The organism is Candidatus Chloroploca asiatica, assembly GCF_002532075.1.
Classification (GTDB): Bacteria; Chloroflexota; Chloroflexia; order Chloroflexales; family Chloroflexaceae; genus Chloroploca; species Chloroploca asiatica.
Map to the genome: position 1 here is coordinate 1 of NZ_LYXE01000163.1, position 15,291 is coordinate 15,291.

The following is a 15,291-nucleotide window of genomic DNA, read 5'->3' on the forward strand; positions in this document are numbered from 1 at the left end:
GATGCGTCGCATCAGCGTCGCGATCGCCAGGAACGGGACGCCTTTGTGGACACGACCTTTGCCGCGATCGGGTTGCCCCTCTTGCGTGTCCGTTGGCAACGCTCCTATGATTGCGAACAGCTTGCCGCCCAGATCAGGGCGACCGCCCGGATGCCAGCACCGCCCCGTGCCCAACGTGCCGCGTCCACGAGCACGACCGGGAACACCACACCGCGCCCCAACCCGGTACCAAGCCAGGCTCAGCCGGAGCGACCACAACCTGCCCCGCAGCAACACGTCTGTCCTGGCTGTCATCCTGAACTCACCGCAGACGCACGCTTTTGCCCAAGGTGTGGAACACACCTGGAAGCGGGTGAGGCGTAGCGCCATGTCGAGCCTTCCCCTGATGACGTGAGCCTTCGTCACAGGCGACGGGATAACACGGTGATCACCACCCACGTTCACCCGTACGCACCGCACGCCCCACCGGGGAGGGGCTGGATGACGCTGCGGGCGCAAACACGCCGCAACTCGCCCACCCCTGCACCTCGTCCTGATGCGGCAAAACGCCTCGCTGGGCTGCGCGAGCCGCAGCGTTGGCCCCTGCGTGGGACCCCTGCGTCACGGGCGCAGAGGCTGGCGTTGGGGGCCACGCAGGGGTTGCAGGGCTCGACGTTGGGGTTGAGCACGAGGTTGACGCTGGGGCTGACGGCGCACGCGGGCAAGCCCGCACACGCATGCCGCCAGCAGGTCAGCGCATACGGATAAACCCGCGCCCGTCCACCGATACCCCTGACTTGATCCAGACCCCGGCGCACGACGGCGACCTGCCCCAAGGCTGGCTCGCTGTCTGGGTCGGCACCCCGGATGATCACGATGCGACCCAGGAACCCCGGCAACATGCTGGCGTCCCCTTGCCCGTCTACGACACCGTCGCCAACGGCCCGGCGATCCTGGCGCTCAAACCCTGACAGCGGCCAGCCTGGGCGCCTGGGCGCACCAGATCCCCCCGCGTGGCTCGCCGAGCCGGGGGAGCGAGAACCCGGCAGGTAGACCCGACAAGGCCGTGGGATGCGGGCAGGGCGGAGATCGCCCTGCCCGCATCCGCAGCGAAACGGTTAGCGGCGCACGAGGGGGAGATAGACCCGTGACCTTTGCACCGTAGCAGCCTGTGCCAGAAAATCCTGGCCTGCCAGCGCTGCCGTCACCGTTACTGACCGGGTTGTCGGATCAAAGGTGTACCCCGCCCGCGTCGGCGTCAACACATGCGGCCCATACGGTACGTTGAGCAGGGTGTAGGCCCCGGTACTGTCCGTCGTGGCACTCCGCGTACCATCCGTGACCACCACCTCCGCCAGGCCGACGCCATCTACCGTCACGCGGCCCGTTACCGGGAAGGTGCGCAGCGTCGCCGAGAAGTTCTGATCGCTTAACGCCTCGGTCACGGTGATCATGCGCGTCGCCGGGCTAAAGGTGTACCCCGCCAACGTCGGGGTCAGCATGTGCGTCCCATACGGCACGCTCATCAAGACATAGAAGCCAGTATCCGTGGTCGTCACGGTGCGCGTGCCGTCCGTGATGACCACATCCGCCAGCCCTACCCCACCCACCGTGACCCGGCCCGTCACAGGGAAGGTCACGGGCGTCGCCGCCTGCGCCAGAAAATCCTGGCCGGTCAGTGCTGCCGTCACGGAGATCGTCCGCGTCACCGGGCTGAACGTATAGCCCGCGAGCGTCGGCGTCAGCACGTGCGGCCCATACGGCACGTCCGTGAGCGTGTAGGCTCCCGTCGCAGTTGTGGTTACGGTACGCGTGCCATCCGTGATCGCCACCCCCGCCAACCCCGCGCCATCCAGCGTCACGCGGCCCGTCACCGGGAAGGTGAGCCGCGTCGCCGCGAAGTCCTGGCCTCCCAAGGCTTCCGTCACCGTGACCGTGCGCGTGACCGGCGTGAAGGTGTACCCCGCCAGCGTCGGCGTCAGCACGTGTGTGCCTGACAGCACCTGGGTCAGCGTGTACGCCCCGGTACGATCCGTTGTTGCCGTCCGCGTGCCATCCGTGATGACGACATCCGCCAACCCCACGCCCTCCAGGGTGACCTGCCCACTGACCGGGAAGGCTAACTCAAAGGCGAGCAGCACCATCGCGAGGTTATTGCTACGATTGATGTCGTTCAGCGTGAAGGCTGGGTCCGCCAGCGCATAGACCCCCTGGTGCAGCGGCACGGTCGTCGTCTCGGTGATCATGGCGTAGCCACCCGCAGGAATCTCAGCAATGGTCACGGTGAAGAGCTCCGCCTCTTCCGTGAACGTCCCGTCATGGTAGAAACTGACCGGCACGTTCTGCATCGCGACGGCCCCCACGTTATACACGAGCGCCCGGATCTGCGTGCCGCCTTCCGCCAGCGGTTCGACCCAGAGCGTGGCCGGAGTGAGCATGAGATCGCCCCCGCGCTCGACCTGCACCGCCAGGGTCTGGTCGTCAGGCGCACCGTCAGGCTCCGCGTCCAGCGTCACCGTCGCGGTGAGCGTATGCGTGCCAACCGCCAGCCCACGGCTGTCCCAAAGCGTGGTGATCGTGTAGATCGTTCCGGCCGCAAGGGGCGGTACCTGGTCACTCGTCACCAGCGTACGCGTCACTGTCCCCGTCGTGTAGCGGAGGGTGGCAGCCCCACTCGGCGTGGTGCCGCGATTCTGCACCACGGCCTGAAGCAGTCCCTGATCCCCGTTCAACGGCTCGCTCACCGCCTCCAGCAGGACAAGATCGGGGCCAAAGGCGGGCAGTGACGCCTGGTTATCGGTCTCGTCCCCTTCCGTGATGCGGTTGGCTGGATCGACGACCGCGAAGAAGGTCTGCCTGCCCCCACTGCTGGGGACGCGATAGTCAAAGCGCACGGTCGCCGTCACGCCCGCCGCCAACGGCTCGGCCAACTGCTGCCGCCCAAGCTCTGTCCCCCCATCCTCCGGGTCTCCTGCATAGAGCGCCACCTCGACCGGATGCACCGCGAGATCGCCGGTGTTGCTCACGACCACCATGAATTGAACCGTCGTCGCCGGATCGGGATGGGTCGCCGAGACGCTGAGGCCATCAGCGGCCAGCGTGAGATTGCGCTCCAGCGCGTGCCGCAGGGCGATCAGATCCGTGCCCCCGTCTCGGGGAACCGTATAGGTCACGGGGGTCGTCGCACTCGGCAGCATGACCTGCTGCTCCTGGCGGTCACGTGCGGTAGCGGCATAGCCCACCCAGAGATCCCCGTGGCTATCGAGCGTCGGCGCGAGGTAGACCTCATCATCCGCATTGGCCGTCAACGGACGGGGTTGGCCCCAGAGGTGCGCGGTGGCATCATACACGCTCAGGAAGAGGTCGCGCTGCGTGGCCTGCGCACTGAAGACCAGCAGCAGGTTGCCCGCCGGATCGCGCACCACCCGGAGGCGATCAATACTCTGACCCTCCGGCAGCGGCATGCTACTGGTTGCCCCACTCACCAGGTGGAGCGAGCGGACGTGCCCATCGCTCAACCAGACCAGCACCGGTTCATTGGCCGCGTCGTAAACCACCTGCGGCATGCGATGGCCCCGCGTATCATCGGTTCGCTGCACCGGGGCCGCCCAGGTCGTTCCCGTCCAACTCGTCGTGAAGAGTTGAAGCGTCGGGGTCTGCGCCCCGGTCGCCAACGCCGTCTGCACAAAGGCGAGGGTCGCATGCCCATCGCCTACGCCCACGGCATAGTCAACCAATCCCGGGATGTCCGTCAGCGCCGGGGCCGGGGTGGCCCACCCATCACGGTAGAAGGCGGTCATCACGGTATCGGGGTTGGTCGCATCGCCTTGCAACACGCCCGCGCTGTTCTGCCGCCAGGCCGCCAGGAGCGTGCCATCGCGCCCCGCCGCGAGCTGCGGCGCAAAGTCAAGCACGGCGTTGGTGGTGAGGGCGGCGAGGGCTGACCACTGCCCGGTGGCGGGATCAAAGCTCGCGGTCGCGATCTCCACCTGATTCGCCGTGGCCGCATCCCAGATGGCCTCCGGCGCAAGGACGGCCCCCATGCGGTGCCAGACCGCGACGGCCCGCCCATCACCAGCCCAGGCGAGTTGGGGCGCACCATCGAGCCGGTCATCGTTGGTCAGGGCCGCCGGGGCGGTCCAGGCCGTCCCATCCCAGCGGCTGAAGGTCAACTCATGGGCTTGCCCCAGCGACTTGGCTGGATCAGCCTCCACCCAAACCATCAGGGCCGTCTCATCGCGTGGACTGGCTGCCAGCGTCGTCTCGGCATAGGTATAGACCCGGGTGGCGACCAGGGTCGCCCCAGACGGCAACGCGCGCAAGGGACTGCTCGTGGCAAGCGGCGACACCATCGGGGTGGCCGCCGGGATCAGGCGGAAGGGCGGTAGCTCAGGCGCAAGGGGTGCCAGCGCCGCCTGCCCGACCTCCGGATAGCGCCAGGTCAGCGTTCCACTATCTTTCCGCTCGAACCACCCAGAGCGCACACTCCACCCGACTTCGCCACGCAGTTCCACCCGATCAAACGTGAGACCCTCCGCCGTCCACGCGAGCGGCCCCGGACGTCGGAAGGTCGGGCCACCATCGGCTCCCGCCCAAAGCTTCACCTCAGCGACCGGATTTTCCAGGCGGTAGCCCGCTTCCAAGCCAAGACGGCCCCCGACCTCCAGGTCATAGAGTTGCACGTAGGGTGCAGTGGCCAGCAGGCGCGTCCCGGTTGACCCCGTGAGGGCGAGCTTGCCATCCAGATAGACTTCACCCAACGTCGCACTCAGATAGTCTTCCAAGCGTAAGGACGTAATCGCGTGATCCAGCGTGGTGCCGATGGTTGGCTCCAGATACCCCACCAGCACCACGACCGGTTTCTTCCAGAGGGTCGTGGTGGCCTTGAGCTCAACCGTTGAGCGACCCTGGGGCAGTTCCCAGACACAGAGGCCAAGCGGCTTCGCCGTGAAGGAGCCCTTTGCCTTCAGCGTGGCCTTGAGATCAAACATCCCAAAGGTTGCTTTTGGCCCACCAGCGACATCCACGGTAATGGGAGCGATGCAGGAGAGCGGGATCCCGACCCCAGCCTCAAAGTCCAGCTTGAAACTCATCTTCGCCGCGTCCCCCCCAAACCCAGGGGCACCCAGGTCAAACGCGTAGGGGGGGTACACGAAGTTCCACTCATACTGCATCTCCCCCCTGGTCGAACCAACCATGAACGGCATGGCGGCCCCTCGCGTCGCGATTAAGCCGTTCATCCAGACCGGCATCGGCCAGGAGAACGGCATCGCGCTCACGACCGCTGAGCGTTGCCCAGCCGCATTCACCGCCACGATTTCTAGGCTATTGAAGCCGTCACGCAGATCACGGCCCATATCGAGCGTATGGCGTACCGAGGTCGCCGTCGCTGGGATCGTCATCATCACGCCATTGAGCTGGAACACCACCCACCTCGGCGTGGTGCCGCGCCAGTCAACGCTGACCGCGATCTCGTTCGGCACCGACACCCCTGCGAGATAGCGTCCATCAAGCGGATGACGAGCACTGACCTGGGTAATCACGACCGGCCCATCCGTCGGCGTGATCCCAGGAGCGGTGAACGTGATCATGACGACGGGCGCAAGCGGCTGACCGTGCTGGGGATCGTCGAGGCGCACCTGCACCAGGCCAGGCACCGCTGATGTCAGCGTGGTACGGAAGCGCCCCTGGGCATCGGCGGTACCAAGTGGCTCCGCAAGCAACCCCACGCTCCCATGCCCCAACGCCAGCCGCAGATGCTGCCCCGGCTGAGCGCCCCGCACATCCACGTCCACCGTGCTGCCAACCGCCACCATCGTCGCACTGGTGGTCAACGTCACCCCTGAAGACGACCCACCCTCACCCAGCGGATCACGCGGGAGCGTCGTCTGACCGTACTCGTTCCACCCCCAGCAGCGCAATCCCTCATCCGTCGTCACCGCACAGGTGTGATACCCACCCGCACTGACCTGGCGCACCGCACCGAGGTCATCCGGCACCGTCGCCTGACCAGAATCGTTGCCTCTCCAATCCGTGTTCGACCCCCAACAGCGCACCACCCCGTCCATCCTCACCGCACACGTGTGATGTCCACCCGCGCTGACATGACTCACCGCGCCAAGGTTCCCCGGCACTGTCGTCTGGCCGACATCATTGTACCCCCAACAGCGCACCATCCCGTTTACCGTAACCGCACACGTGTACGCATCTCCCGCGCTGATCTGGCGCACCGCACCGAGGTCGTCTGGCACCGTTGCCTGACCAGAATCATTGCCATTCCAATCCGTGTTCGCCCCCCAGCAGCGCAGCACTCCGTCCATCCTCACCGCACACGTGTGATAGGCACCCGCGCTGACCTGGCTCACCGCGCCGAGGTCGGCTGGCACCGTCGCCTGGCCAATATTTTTGCCATTCCAATCCGTGTTCGCCCCCCAGCAGCGCAGTACTCCGTCCATCCTCACCGCACACGTGTGAGTCCATCCCACGCTGACTTGGCTGACCGCACCGAGGTCGGCTGGCACCGTTGCCTTGCCGTACGAGTTTTCTCCCCAGCAGCGCAGCGCCCCATCCGTCGTCACCGCACAGGTGTGCGACCCACCCGCACTGACCTGGCTCACCGCGCCGAGGTCGTCCGGCACCATTGCCTGTCCGTGCCTGTTCCAGCCCCAGCAGCGCAGCGCCCCGGCCACCGTCACGGCACAGGTATGATGAACCGATCCCGCGCTGACCTGGCTGACCGCCCCCCCAAAGTCGCTTGGTATGGTCACTTGGCCCGCCTCATCAGAACCCCAGCAACGCAGCGCCCCATTCATCGTCACCGCACAGGTGTGAACGCCACCCGCGCTGACCTGGCTGACCGCGCCGAGGTCGGCTGGCACCGTCGCCTGGCCGCCATCCCAGTTCGCCCCCCAGCAGCGCACCGCCCCATCAACCGTCACCGCACAGGTATGCCACCCACCCGCGCTTATCTGGCGCACCGCACCCAGGTCGTCCGGCACCGACGTCTGGTTGGAATTGACCATCCCCCAGCAGCGTACTCCCCCGTCCACCGTCACCGCACACGTGTGAGAACTGCCCACGCTCACCTGGCGCACCGCACCCAGGTCATCCGGCACATCCGTATGGCCGTAGATGTGGTAGCCCCAACAGCGTAGCGCTCCACCCAACATCACCGCACATGTGGCGTTCCAATTCGCGCTAACCTGAGTGACCGCACCGAGATCATCCGGCAGGGTCGTCTGACCGTCCCTGTTCCCACCCCAGCAGCGCAACATCCCACCGACCGTCACCGCACAGGTGTGACCCGCACCCGCGCTGACCTGGCTGACCGCGCCAAGATCGTCCGGCACCGTCGCCTGGCCAAAGAAGTTGTCCCCCCAGCAGCGCAGCGCTCCATCCACTGTCACCACACACGTGTGCTCCACGCCTGCGCTAACCTGGCTGACCGCGCCGAGATCGTCCGGCACAGCAGAATAGCCACCCCAACAGTACAATTGACCAACCGTATTGATCACACACGTGCGTGCTTCACCAGCAATCACCTGCGGCAGCACGGTGGTGCTGAACCCAAGCGCCATCGGTGAATGCCGATCCAAGCGCAGCGGCTCCGGCACCACAGGCAACGGCGGAGCCGCTGACTCTGATACAACGATCCCCGACGCAGCCATAGCGGTCGCCTGGGGAAGCAGCAACGGAAGCATCATGGCGACCAGGATGAAGAGCACAAGCGGCAGGCAACGACGATAGCGCATAACAGCCTCCATATTCACGGGCCGCCCGGTCAGCCCCCATGCCAACGCCGCGACCACGCAGTCCATAGCTTTCATCCTATTGGTACCCAGATGCCCCGTTTGACTCTTGGCTTTTGGCGCATCGTTGCGGGATCACCACCAAGGCACGCGGCTGAGTCACCCACGGGCGTGGCCTGGCCCTGTCCATCCCGCACGCCCTGCCCCCACCACGTCCGTAGCCCGGTGGGTGCGCCAGGGAAACCTCGCCCCCACCCTGACGCAGCGCCTCGGCAGGCAGCGAATGATCATCGCGACCACGGCCACGCGCCGCTGACCCGGGGCCACCGTCAGCGTAGGCGACGCCGAGCACCGTCATCAGCGCAGGCGTTAGACCAACCCGCTGATGATCGCCTACCTACCCCACCCACCGCACGCGCCACCGGGGAGGGGCTGGATGACGCTACGTGCGGAAGTGTACGGTCGCTCACTCACGCCTGCACCGCGTCCTGATGCGGCAAAACGCCTCGCTGGGCTGCGCGAGCCGCAACGTTGGCCCCTGCGTGGTACCCCTGCGTCACGGGCGCAGGAGCTGGCTTTGGGGGCCACGCAGGGGTTGCAGGGCTCGACGTTGGGGTTGAGCACGAGGTTGACGCTGGGGCTGACGGAGCGGGGAACGGAGACCGGGTCAACTCTGACGACCCCGTCTGGTGTCGAGGTGACCCATGATGAGGCCGTGCTGCATGTGGTCGCGTCACAGGCACCGCCCCATGCCAACGCGGCCCCACGGTGCCCTTGCGCTGGGCACCGTGGGGCCGCGTCAACTGCGCATTCCAGGCCTAGCGCACGCCCATGATCACCGAGAGCCACCTGAGGGTGGCTCTCGGTGATCATGTTACCGCAACGTCAGCGGCAGGTACACCCGGTAGCCCGGTTCAACGAACCCATCGTCGAACGGCGGGACACTGCCAACCCGCTCGTCGGGTTGGGCGTCCACCGCCAGCAGCGGGGCTGTCGGCAGCGCTTTCGCGTCGGCCAGTCCCCCAAGCGCCGCCGCCGTCATTGCAGGTTGGGTTGCGCCCAGCGACGTACTGAGCCGGTAGGTGGCCGCCGTGTAGCCGTAGACCTCCACCTGGTAGAGCCCCGGCACCACCGCCGCTGCCGGGATGACCACCTGCTCCGCCGCACTGCCCGGCAGGTTGCTCACCCACGCGGATTGCTGCGGATCCGATGACCAGACGTACACATCCGCATCCCCGTCCAGCACCTCCAGATTCACCCGGAACTCTTGGCCCGCCTCTACCGCATAGCGATAGATCCGGGTCTGTCCCCGCCGCAGCTGATCCGTCGGCAGTTCCAGATTGAGCAACTGCCGTGCCTGCCCCACCGACACATTGTTCGCGCCATCACGCGCCCGAACTTGCAGGTAGTGCAGGCCGGGCTGGGCCACCAGCGACCAGCGGTAGCTCGTCGGGGTCGCGTCATAGGGCAACCATCCCGAACTCGCCACCGGCACCCAGCGTTGCGCCCCCACGTTGTAGATGTACTCAATCAGATGCACCGCCTGCACCCCACTGGCCGTGGCACCCGGATCCAGCGCACGAATGTCCAGCGTCACCTCCGACGTCACCACGGTGGTCTGGCGCCCCCCGTTGACACCGATGGCGGTCACCACCGGCGGGGTGCGATCCGCCGCTGGCGTGGCGATCAGGAACGTCCGGCTGACCACATTATTCGCCGTGCTACTCTCACTCAGCGTGCCGTCGGGATCGATGAGCGCATAGATCGTGACCAAGCCCGCCGTCGGCAGCGTGACGCTCAGCGGGGTCGTGCTCTCGCTGCTCGCCACTGGATCCAGGAACGGCACCGTGGCCGTGCCCAGCACCGGGCCGGTCACCGAGTCACGCCGGAACGTGACCGGCACCGCCGTGAGCGTTTGCTTGCCCCCACTGCGCTGCACCACCAAACCCAGGTCAAACGGGGTCTGCGCCTGCGGCACCACCGGACTCACCCAGAGGTCATCGCTGCGACTGAAGAGGTCATCGAAGGTGCTGCTGGTCGCCTCCAGCACCGTAAAGCCCGCCGACAACGTCGCCTGTGCCCCGCCGGGATGCCGCACGAGCACGTCGTAGACGGCCGGGTCACGCCCCGCCGGGACTTCCGCCAGCAGCGTCGTGGCATTGATGCGCATGGTCGCGAGGTCGGTTGTCCCCAAGCGCACCACCGCCCCAGCGGCAAAGTTGGCCCCGCGCACCAGGATCTCCGTCGCCTCATCGTTAAACGCTGCGGCAGGCACCACCTCGCGCACCTCTGGGGTGAGCGCCAGCACTGTAAAGGCACGCGGCAACGTACCGGTGCGCCCCTCCGAGGTCACCACCAGGTCATAGGTGTCAGGCGGCAGGGTCGCGGGCACGGTCGCCACGAACCGGGTGGTCGTCTCACTCGTGAGCTCGGTTAAGGCAAACGACCCGGCGCTGCCCACCAACCGGGCGCTGGGCGGGGGCGCCAGGGCAAAGCCGTGCCCCTCCACCGTCACGCGGGTGGTCTGCCCGGCCGGGCCTTCACGCGGCGTCACGGCCTGTACCAAATCCTCATTGCCCGGGCCATCGGGGAAGGCCACAAAATCCTGCCCTGCCTCATCACCCGGTACCGTGATCGTGCGGGTCACCGGCGCAAAGGTATACCCAGTGCGGATCGGCGTCAGCGTATACGTCCCCGCCGGGAGTCCACCGAGCGCATAGGAGCCATCGGCTGCCGTAGTGACCTGCCGCGTCCCATCCGATATCGTCACCCCACCGAGACCGGTACCCGCAGCTGTGACCTGCCCGCGCACAGTAAAGGTGGTCGCTGTCGCCTGGAAATCCTGGCCCGCCAGGGCTTCCGTCACCGTGATCGTCCGTGCCACCGGGGTGAAGGTGTAGCCCGCCAGGGTTGGCGTCAGCACATGGGTGCCGTAGGGCACCTCGGTCAGCGTGTACGCGCCCATGCTGTCCGTCGTGGCACTGCGCGTGCCGTCCGTAATGACGACATCCGCCAGGGCCACCCCGCCCACCGTCACCCGGCCCGTCACGGGGAAGGTGAGCCGCGCCGCCGCGAAGTCCTGATCGCGTAACGCCTCGGTCACGGAGATCGTCCGCGTCACCGGGCTGAACGTATAGCCCGCCAACGTCGGCGTCAGCACGTGCGTTCCATACGGCACGTCCGTGAGCGTGTAGGCCCCCGCCGCAGTTGTGGTTACGGTACGCGTGCCGTCCGTGATCGCCACCTCCGCCAACCCCGCGCCATCCACCGTCACCCGCCCCATCACCGGGAAGGTGAGCCGCGTCGCCGCAAAGTTCTGGCCTGCCAGGGCTTCCGTGACCATCACCGTGCGGATCGCTGGCGTGAAGGTGTAGCCCGCCCGCATTGCGCTCAATCCATGCGGGCCGTAGGGCACCTCGGTCAGCGTATACGCCCCCGTGCTATCGGTCGTGGCATTCCGTGTGCCGTCCGTAATGACGACATCCGCCAGGGCCACCCCGCCCACCGTCACCCGGCCCGTCACCGGGAAGGTCAGCAGGCTCGCCGTGAAGTTCTGGCCCGCCAGCGCCTCCGTTACCGTGATCGTCCGTGCCACTGGTGTGAAGGCATAGCCCGCCCGCGTTGGCGTCAGCACGTGCGTGCCATACGGCACGTCGGTCAGCGTGTACGCGCCCGTGCTATCCGTCGTGGCATTGCGCGTCCCATCACTGATCACCACCTCCGCCAACCCCACCCCATCGACTGTCACCCGCCCCGTCACCGGGAAGGTGAGCAGGGTCGCTGTAAAGTCTTGTCCAACGATGCTTTCCGTTACCGTCACGGTACGCGCTGGTGGGGCGAACGTATACCCCGCCAGGGCAGGCGCCACCGTCCAGATACCTGCGGGAACAGTTGTCAGTGTATAGGCTCCGGTGGCATCCGTCACTGCACTGCGGGTTCCATCACTCACCAAAACCCCGGCCAGACCGTCCGCACTTGTTGCTGCTGACCGGGTCTCGTTCTGCTGTCCAGTAGGCACCCCGCCGTCCGCTTGCGTCACCCGTCCACGTATCATATAGGCCTCAACCTCGACGGCAAAGTCTTGGCCTTCCAGATCACTGGTGACCTGGATCGTACGGGTTGGCGGGGTAAAGGTATAGCCCTCCCGCGTCGGCGTCAGTACGTGCGTCCCATACGGTACGTCCGTGAGCAGATAGTCGCCACTCGCCGTTGTGGTGACGGTGCGCGTCCCATTACTGATCACCACATCCACCAGGCCCACACCTTGCAGCGTCACACGCCCCGCGACCGAGAACGTGAGCGGAGCAGCCGTAAAGTCCTGACCTACCAGATCACTGGTGGGGGTGACGGTGCGCGTAGGTGGGGTAAAGGCATAGCCCTCCCGTGAGAGGGTCAGAACATACGTTCCATACGGGACGTCGGTAAAGGTGTAGAACCCGGTGGCGGTCGTGGTCACCGTGCGTGTCCCATCGGTCATGACGACATCTGCCAGGCCCACACCATCGAGCGTCACCTGCCCTGCGACAATGAAAGACTGTGCCGTTGCCGTAAAGTTTTGTCCCTCAAGATTGCCCGTAACACTGACCGTTCGGGTGGGTGGGGTGAACGTGTAGCCCGTTCGTGTTGGAGTCAAGACATGTGTCCCATACGGGACACTAAAGAGGGTGTAATCACCACTCGCATTGGTGACGGCACTGCGCGTGCCATCTGTGACGGTGACACTCGCCAGACCAACGCCGTTGCTCGTGACCCGCCCATTTACCGTGTAGGTCTGCACCACCGCCATAAAATCTTGTTGGCTAAGATCTTCTGTAAGAACCACCGTCCGGGTTGCGGGAACAAAGCGATATCCAACCAACATTGGAGTGAGCACAATTGGACGCTGGAGCACATCTGTGAGAGTGTAATTACCTGTTGCGTCAGTAAAAGTAGTTTGCATTCCCTCAGACACTTGAACTCCGGCGAGTCCAGTACCATTGAGTGTGGCTCGCCCATAGACATTAGCCAGACGCACCATGTATGGATTACGTGGCACAGAGGTTACACCACCCGCGCCTGATCCCCAACAACGCAAATTGCTGTCTGTGGTCATCGCACAGGTGTGAGAATGCCCTAGACCAAACTGACTGATCGTGCCAATTGATGCTGGCACCCTGCTCTGGCCGTCCTCATTTCGCCCCCAACAACGAGGTTCGTTATCGTCCGTAACGACACATGTGTGACCTCCCCACCCTGAACTTAGTAGGCTGATCGTTCCTAAGTCATCAGGCACCATAGGGGCCTCCCCCCAACAACGCAACAAGCCATTTGTCAGGATCGCACATGGATGCACTGAGCCTGTTGTGATATAACGAACTAAACCGAGATCAGGGGGTACCGTAGTTTGTCCAGCTTGATTCATACCCCAGCAACGTACCGTGTCACCAACGGTGATCGCACAAGCATATTCATCACCCACGCTGACTTGGCGAACCAAACCGAGATCATCTGGCGGATCATAAACGCCGGGGTAGCCCCAGCAGTGCACTTCCCCATCAATGGTTACGGCACAAGTGAAAATACGACCTGCACTCACTTGTTGAACCAAACCCAAATCGTTCGGCACTGCGCTCTGCCCATAGCCGTTATACCCCCAGCAGCGCACTTCCCCATCAGTCGTCACAGCACAGGTATGATGCACCCCCGCGCTGACCTGACTAACTGTACCTAAGTTGGTAGGCACTGTACTCTGTCCATAGTCGTTTGCACCCCAACAACGAAGCTCACCTGCTGTCGTAATTGCACAAGCATGCCAAGCTCCCGCACTGAATTGACTGATCAACCCAAGATCGGTGGGAACGATACGCTGCCGATAAGTATTGGAGCCCCAACACCGTACAGTATTCTCGGATGTTACTATACAGGTGTGATTCCGACCTACACTGAGCTGTCTGACTGTTCCAAGGTTAGCGGGTACTGTAATTTGTCCATACTCGTCTGAACCCCAACAGCGTACTGTTCCAATGTTTGTTAGAGCACAGGTGTGAAAATCCCCTAGACTAATGCGACTAACTCCACCAAGCGCAGATGGCACTGTACTCTGTCCATATTCGTTTGCACCCCAACAGCGCAACTCTTCATCAGTCGTGATCGCACATGTATGCCACATCCCCACGCTCACCTGATGAACCTGGCCCAGATCCTCTGGCACCTCCGCTTGTCCTGTGAAATTACCATCCCTACCATTGTTCAAACCCCAACAGCGTAGTTCCCCAGCCACTGTTATCGCACAGGTGTGACGATAGAACGCGCTGACCATGCTGACCAGACCGAGGTCGTCCGGAACGGTCGCCTGACCATAAAAAGAATCCCCCCAACAACGCAGCACACCGGCCTCTGTTATCGCACAAACATACTGATGTCCTACACTCACCTGGCTGACAGGCCCCAGATCATCTGGCACCGGATAGCCGCTATACCCCCAGCAGCGTAGTAATCCGGTGGTCATCACGGCACACAGTTCACCAATCATACCCACGCTAACCTGACTGACCAGACCGAGATCCTCCGGTATCCCTGACCATGCCCCCCAACAGGACAATTGCCCGGCGGCATTGATCACACAGGTCGTATGACCACCAGCAACCACCTGTGGCAGCGCGGTATTGCTGAGTCCGAGCGCGGTCGGCGGGCGCAGATCCAGACGCAGTTGCTCCGGTACGACCGGCAACGATGGCACCGGTGCTGCCTCCAGCACCGGTGGCACAGCCATCGACGCAGCCTGGGGCACCAGCATCGGTACCCCCAGGGCAAACAGGATAACCAGGACAAGCGGCAGGAAACGACGATGTATCATGAGATCCTCCCCTTCCACGGGCCGCCCGGTCAGCTCCGTGCCAACGCCACGACCACGCATTCCATAGCTTTCATCCTATCAGTACCCATCTACCCCGTTTGACTCTTGGGTTTTGGCACATGGTTGCGGGATCACCACCAACGCACGCCCCATCCTGGCCCTGTCCATCCCGCACGCCCTGTCCCCACCACGTCCGTAGCCCGGTGGGTGCGCCAGGGAAACCTCGCCCCCACCCTGACGCAGCGCCTCGGCAGGCAGCGAGTGATCATCGCGACCACAGCCACGCGCCGCTGACCCAGGGGCACCGTCAGCGCAGGCGATGGCGAGCACCGTCATCAGCGCAGGCGACGGGATAACCCGATGATCACCACTCACGCGCCCACCCACCCCACGCACCGCACGCGCCACCGAGGAGGGGCTGGATGACGCTGCGGGCGCAAACACGCCGCAGATCGCCCACCCCTGCACCGCGTCCTGATGCGATGCAACGCCTCGCTGGGCGGCGCGAGCCGCAGCGTTGGCCCCTGCGTGGTACCCCTGCGTCACGGGCGCAGGGGTACCACGCAGAGGCCAACACCGGGGTTGCAGGGCTCGACGTTGGGGTTGCATACGAGGTTGACGCTGGGTGAAATAACAAAGTGAATACTACGGTTTAATTTTCTCACTTGATATACGCACACGAACATGATATACTTTTGAACTATGAGATTCATCTTTTTTAGTATGTCA

General features: G+C 64.5%; 5 protein-coding genes. 2 read left to right on the plus strand and 3 right to left on the minus strand.

All coding sequences use genetic code 11. The features are described from left to right. Window positions 1–363 (plus strand): DUF2726 domain-containing protein (locus A9Q02_RS19605; RefSeq protein WP_141509067.1); only part of this gene is annotated, 363 nt, incomplete at its 5' end. 212 nt (window positions 364–575) lie between these two features. After that, window positions 576–950: a hypothetical protein gene (locus A9Q02_RS19610; RefSeq protein ID WP_097654770.1), complete on the plus strand. Its 375-nt coding sequence runs from the start codon at window positions 576–578 to the stop codon at window positions 948–950. 147 nt (window positions 951–1,097) lie between these two features. On the opposite strand, the gene A9Q02_RS19615 is transcribed toward A9Q02_RS19610, so the two are convergent. From A9Q02_RS19615 to A9Q02_RS23915, 3 genes are all read right to left on the minus strand, one after another. Continuing rightward, window positions 1,098–7,796: a CARDB domain-containing protein gene (locus tag A9Q02_RS19615; protein WP_172451171.1), complete on the minus strand. Its 6,699-nt coding sequence runs from the start codon at window positions 7,794–7,796 to the stop codon at window positions 1,098–1,100. A gap of 805 nt (window positions 7,797–8,601) precedes the next feature. Continuing rightward, a complete protein-coding gene (locus A9Q02_RS19625; protein ID WP_141509069.1) occupies window positions 8,602–14,562 on the minus strand; it encodes an IPT/TIG domain-containing protein in 5,961 nt (1,986 codons plus the stop codon). Window positions 14,563–14,640: 78 nt separating this feature from the next. Beyond that, window positions 14,641–15,171, minus strand: coding sequence for a hypothetical protein (locus tag A9Q02_RS23915; protein WP_141509071.1), 531 nt, complete (start codon window positions 15,169–15,171; stop codon window positions 14,641–14,643). Between the last annotated feature and the right edge of the window lie 120 nt (window positions 15,172–15,291).

Excerpts from the sequence above, each read along its gene's own strand:
- A9Q02_RS19615 (WP_172451171.1), bottom strand. The coding sequence starts at position 7,796 with ATGGACTGCGTGGTCGCGGCGTTGGCATGGGGGCTGACCGGGCGGCCC.
- A9Q02_RS19625 (WP_141509069.1), bottom strand. The coding sequence starts at position 14,562 with ATGATACATCGTCGTTTCCTGCCGCTTGTCCTGGTTATCCTGTTTGCC.
- A9Q02_RS23915 (WP_141509071.1), bottom strand. The coding sequence starts at position 15,171 with ATGCAACCCCAACGTCGAGCCCTGCAACCCCGGTGTTGGCCTCTGCGT.